General features: G+C 75.2%; 6 protein-coding genes. All 6 read left to right on the top strand.

Annotation, left to right across the window (positions count from 1 at the left end; genetic code table 11):
• The first annotated feature begins 99 nt into the window (after positions 1-99).
• A complete protein-coding gene (locus F6X68_RS30765) occupies positions 100-1,149 on the top strand; it encodes a MoxR family ATPase (protein ID WP_151457533.1) in 1,050 nt (349 codons plus the stop codon).
• The gene (locus F6X68_RS30760) at positions 1,146-2,165 is read left to right on the top strand and encodes a DUF58 domain-containing protein (RefSeq protein WP_151457532.1); all 1,020 of its coding nucleotides are present in this window, start codon (positions 1,146-1,148) and stop codon (positions 2,163-2,165) included. Before F6X68_RS30765 ends, F6X68_RS30760 begins: the two co-directional genes overlap by 4 nt.
• Positions 2,162-3,121, top strand: a complete 960-nt coding sequence (locus tag F6X68_RS30755) for a VWA domain-containing protein (RefSeq protein ID WP_151457531.1) — start codon at positions 2,162-2,164, stop codon at positions 3,119-3,121. The genes F6X68_RS30760 and F6X68_RS30755 overlap by 4 nt, the downstream gene beginning before the upstream one ends.
• A gap of 44 nt (positions 3,122-3,165) precedes the next feature.
• On the top strand, positions 3,166-4,029 hold the full coding sequence (locus tag F6X68_RS30750) for a S1C family serine protease (protein WP_151457530.1): 864 nt from the start codon (positions 3,166-3,168) through the stop codon (positions 4,027-4,029).
• A gap of 110 nt (positions 4,030-4,139) precedes the next feature.
• The gene (locus F6X68_RS30745; RefSeq protein ID WP_151457529.1) at positions 4,140-4,442 is read left to right on the top strand and encodes a hypothetical protein; all 303 of its coding nucleotides are present in this window, start codon (positions 4,140-4,142) and stop codon (positions 4,440-4,442) included.
• Positions 4,443-4,451: 9 nt separating this feature from the next.
• A partial coding sequence (gene arfB, locus F6X68_RS30740) for an alternative ribosome rescue aminoacyl-tRNA hydrolase ArfB (protein ID WP_151457528.1) occupies positions 4,452-4,740 on the top strand: 289 nt, incomplete at its 3' end.

Genomic DNA, 4,740 nt, shown 5'->3' with positions numbered 1-4,740 from the left:
GGCCGGGTCGGGAGGGTTGTCCCGGTTCGGGCCGCTAAGGGCCGTCCCCGCGCCGATAATCCGACGTTTGTCCGACCGCCGGCACGGGAAGCAAGCACCGTGACGGACATCTCGGACACCCTGGCCAGCGTGCCCAGCCCGGCCGATCCCGATGCGACCCCGGCCGACCTGGAACAGACGCTCTTCGAGGTCAAACGCGTGATCGTCGGGCAGGATCGGCTCGTCGAGCGCCTGCTCACCGCCCTCATCGCAGACGGGCACTGCCTCCTGGAGGGCGTGCCCGGGGTGGCCAAGACGCTCGCCGCGCAGACCCTGGCCACCGTGGTCGGCGGCACCTTCTCCCGGATCCAGTTCACCCCGGACCTGGTCCCCTCCGACATCATCGGCACCAGGATCTACCGCGTGTCGCGCGAGGACTTCGACATCGAGCTGGGCCCGATCATGGCGAACCTGGTGCTCGCCGACGAGATCAACCGGGCCCCGGCCAAGGTGCAGTCCGCCCTGCTGGAGGCGATGGCCGAGCGGCAGGTCTCCATCGGCGGGCACAGCTATCCCGTGCCCGAGCCGTTCCTGGTGCTGGCCACCCAGAACCCCATCGAGTCGGAGGGGGTCTACCAACTGCCGGAGGCGCAGCGCGACCGGTTCATGATGAAGGTCGTCGTCGACTACCCGAGCGACGCCGACGAACTCGCCATCCTCTACCGGATGAGCGCCGACCGGCCCGTCGCCCGGCCGGTGCTCGACCCGCAGCGACTGCGGGACCTCCAGGCCCGCGCCACCCACGTCTTCGTGCACCACGCGATCGCCGAGTACGTGGTCCGGCTGATCTTCGCCACCCGGGACCCCGGCCGGTTCGGCCTGCCCGAGATCGCCCCGCTGCTCGCGTACGGGGCCAGCCCCCGGGCCACCCTCGGCCTGGTCCGCGCCGCGCGGGCCCAGGCGCTCCTGCGCGGTCGCGGGTACGTGCTGCCCGAGGACGTCCGCGAACTCGCCGTCGACGTGCTCGCCCACCGGCTGGTGCTCTCCTTCGACGCGGTCGCCGACGGGGTGGCCGCCGAAGCGGTGGTCCGGCGGCTGGTGGAGGTCGTGCCGCCGCCGCGCGTCGCCACCGCCAAGCCGGAACACGCGGCCGACCTGGCGGCGGCATGAGGTGGCGCGGGGCCACCGCGCCGGCCCCCGGGCCGGCCGACCCGGGACTGGCCGACCTCACCGGGGACCGGCGGCTGCGCCGGCTGGAGCTGACCGTCACGCGCCGGCTCGACGGGCTGCTGCACGGCCGGTACCGCGGCCTGCTGCCCGGGCCCGGCAGCGAGACCGCCGGCAGCCGGGAGTACCGGCCCGGTGAGGACGAGGTGCGCCGGATGGACTGGGCGGTGACCGCCCGCACCACGGTCCCGCACGTGCGCGAGGTCGACGCCGACCGGGAACTGACCACCTGGCTGCTGGTCGACGCGAGCCCCAGCATGGAGTACGGCACCGCCGAGCTGGACAAGCGGGAGCTGGCCGTGGCGGCCGTCGCGGCGGTCGGCTTCCTCACCGGCGGCGTGGGCAACCGCCTCGGCGCGCAGGTGCTCGGCCCGGACGGGCTGCGCCGGTTCCCGCCCCGCAGCGGACGTACCCATCTGCTCGGGCTGCTCCGGGCCCTGCTGAACGCCCCGCGCGTCGGCGGCCACGACCGCGACGAGCCGGCGCCGGCGGGCCCCGACATGGCCGACGGGCTGGCCGCCGTGCACCGGGTGGCGCTGCGCCGCGGCCTCGTCGTGGTGGTCTCGGACTTCCTCGACGGACTGCCCGACGACCCGCGGCAGGCGCCGTCCTGGGAGGTGCCCCTGCGCCGCCTCGCCGCGCGGCACCAGGTGCTCGCCGTGCAGGTCACCGACCCCCGGGAGCTGGAGTTGCCCGACGTCGGCCTGGTCACCCTCGTCGACCCGGAGACCGGGCGGCGGCGCGAGGTCTGGACCGGCGACCGCGCGCTGCGCGAGCGCTACGCCGCCGCCGCGACCGCCCAGCGCGAGCAGGTACGCCAGGCGCTGCGCCGCAGCGGGGCCACGCACCTGCCGCTGCGCACCGACCGGGACTGGGGCGCCGACATCGTGCGGCACGTGCACGCCCAGCGGCGCCTCGCGGCCGCCCCGGCGCGGGCGGCCCGGGGAGGTGCGGCGTGATCTGGCAGTCGCCCGCCCGGCTCTGGCTCCTGCTCGGGGTGCTCGCCCTGGCCGGCGGCTACCTGCTCATGCAGCGCCGACGCAGCCGGTACGCCGTCCGCTTCACCAACCTGCGGCTGCTCGACCGGGTCGCGCCGCACCGTCCGGCCTGGCGGCGGCACGTGCCGGCCGGGCTCTTCGTGGCCATGCTGGCGCTGCTGGTGGTCGGCTTCGCCCGGCCCACGGCGGAGGTCCGGGTGCCCCGCGAACGGGCCACGGTGATGGTCGCCGTGGACGTCTCCACCTCGATGCTCGCCGGCGACGTGGAACCGGACCGGCTCAGCGCCGCCAAGGAGTCCGCCCGGCGCTTCGTCGACGGCCTGCCGGACGAGTTCAACGTCGGGCTGGTCGCCTTCGCCGGCAGCGCGGCGGTGCTGGTGCCGCCGAGCACCGACCGGGAGGCGCTGCACGAGGGCGTCGAGCGGCTGGTCGAGGGGGCCACCGGGGTGCAGGGCACCGCCATCGGAGAGGCCATCAGCACCTCGCTCGGCGCGGTGAAGGGCTTCGACAGCCAGGCGGCGAAGGACCCGCCGCCGGCCCGGATCATCCTGCTCTCCGACGGGGCGAACACGTCCGGCATCGACCCGATGGAGGCGGCGTCCGAGGCGATCGACATGAAGGTGCCGGTGCACACCATCTCCTTCGGCACCCCGGGCGGCACGGTGGACCGGGGCGGCCGGCCGATCCAGGTGCCCGTCGACGGGCAGACCCTGCGCGCGGTCGCCGAGGAGACGGGTGGCGTGTTCCACGAGGCCAGCACCAGCGACGAGCTGCGCGCCGTCTACGAGGACATCGGGACCTCGGTCGGCTACCGCATCGAACGGCAGGACGTCTCGGCCCGGTTCATCGGTCTCGGGCTGGTGTTCGCCATGGGCGCGGCGGCCGGCTCGATGCGCTGGTTCGCCCGGCTGCCCTGACCCCGTACGGCCACCGTCGAGAAGGACACGTGAGGAGCGTACGCATGGCAGTGCAGACCGGGCTGGGCGAACCGCGCGGCCCCTGGTTCATCTCGCCGGAGCTGGATCCGGACGGGCGGGCCCGGTGGGGCGGGCCCGGACCGGACGGTGGCTCGGCGGGCCGCGGCCCGCGCGGGCGGGTGCTGGCCGCGCTGGCGGTGGTGGCCCTGTCGACCGCCTCCGGGGCGGTGGCCGGCGGCATCGTGGCGGGCCGCGACGAGGCCCCGGGCCCGGCGGCGGCCTCGGCGGCCCCGGTCCCGGCGGAACTGGTGACCGCGGCCGGGAAGACCGTGCCGGGGGTGGTCTCGGTGCTGGTGGGCGGGGCCGGCGGCGCCTCGGCCTCCGGCTCCGGCTTCGCCGTCGACGACCAGCAGCACATCATCACCAACGACCACATCCTGGCCAAGGGGCGCGGCGGCTCGGTGACGGTGGAACTGCCCGACGGGCGGCGCTTCGCCGCCGAGGTGGTCGGGCGGGAGCCGCGCAGCGACCTCGCCGTGCTGCGGGTGCCGCCGTCGGCCGGCCTGGCGGCGTTGCCGCTGGCCAAGCCGGGATCCACCCGGGTGGGGGAGCCGGTGCTGGCGGTCGGCTCGCCGCTCGGGCTGTCCGGCACCGTCACCGCCGGCATCGTCAGCGCCCTGGACCGGCAGGTACGCCTCGGCGACAACCGGCACACCGCCGTGCAGACCGACGCCTCGATCAACCCGGGCAACTCGGGCGGCCCACTCGTCAATGCGCGCGGCGAGGTGGTCGGGGTGAACACGGCCATCGCCACGATCGACGGCAACGGCTCGATCGGCATCGGCTTCGCCATTCCCATCGAACAGGTGCAGCAGACCGCCGACACGATCATCGGGAAGGGTGGCTGAGCTGCGGGCCCGCCGTCGGGGGCGGCCCGGGAATGTGAAAACTGTCGGATACCCGGCGCGAAATGATCGGCCAATGGAAATATCACGCTGAGTATGGATAACTGGCTCGGGTGGAGCGTCCTGGAATCGTGGTCCTCCTGCTGGTGGGCCTGTTGATCGGTACCGGTGTGGGGTCGGCGTACGCCCGGGCACGACGCGGGTGGGCCGACTACCAGACCGTCAAGAAGACCGTGCCCGGCGCCCGGAGCGCCGCGTGGCTGCTGATCAAGGCGGCCACCACGAAGATCGGGGTGATCGCCCTGCTGCTGGTGGGGGCGGTCGCGTACGCCGCCGCCGACTCCGACGGGAGTCCCGACCCACCCGCGCAGACCCCGGGTCCGTCCGCTACCCCGAGCGTCCGGCAGGGGCGCTAGCCTCGGGGGGTGGACGACGGACTGCGGGTGAACGACCGGTGGACCGTTCCCGCCGCCGAGCTGCGGGAACGGTTCTCCCGGTCGTCCGGGCCCGGCGGCCAGGGTGTCAACACCACCGACTCGCGCGTCGAGCTGAGCTACGACCTGGCCGCCTCGCCCGGCGTGCCCGAGCCGCTGCGGGCGCGGGCGCTGGAGCGGCTCGCCGGCCGGCTGGTCGACGGCGTGCTCACCGTGGCCGCCAGCGAGCACCGGGCGCAGCTGGCCAACCGGGAGGCCGCCCGCGAACGGCTGGCCGCGC

The sequence above is a fragment of the Micromonospora sp. AMSO12t genome, from assembly GCF_008806585.1.
Taxonomy (GTDB): domain Bacteria; phylum Actinomycetota; class Actinomycetes; order Mycobacteriales; family Micromonosporaceae; genus Micromonospora; species Micromonospora reichwaldensis.
Note: the sequence above shows the minus strand (reverse complement) of the source record. Positions and strands in the feature narration are given on the sequence as shown.